This window comes from Halalkalibacter lacteus (assembly GCF_036663595.1).
Lineage (GTDB): Bacteria > Bacillota > Bacilli > Bacillales > Bacillaceae_D > Halalkalibacter > Halalkalibacter lacteus.
This window is the reverse complement of sequence record NZ_JAWRVL010000296.1, coordinates 1-259: the sequence shown is the minus strand read 5'-3', so window position 1 is coordinate 259 and position 259 is coordinate 1. Positions and strand designations below refer to the sequence as shown.

The following is a 259-nucleotide window of genomic DNA, read 5'->3' as shown; positions in this document are numbered from 1 at the left end:
CAAGGATCAGATTGCCAAGGTAGTGGAGTTGCAGATGAACAGGGCCAAGAAGATGTTGGAGCCTCAGGGCTTCGATCTCCGCTGGACTCCAGCCGCCATCGGTTATCTTGCCGAGGTAGGTTACGACCCAGAGTTTGGTGCCCGCCCAGTAAAGCGTGCCATCCAGGATTACGTTCTGAACGATTTGAGCAAGAAGATTCTTGCCGAGAAAGTAAGTCGCGAGAAGCCTATCACCATTGACTACTCAGAGGCAAACGGC

Annotated in this window: 1 pseudogene; it reads left to right on the top strand. The window is 52.9% G+C overall.

From position 1 onward, the window contains the following. A pseudogene (locus SAZ04_RS22415) lies at positions 1-259 on the top strand (ATP-dependent Clp protease ATP-binding subunit ClpC); the annotation flags it as partial.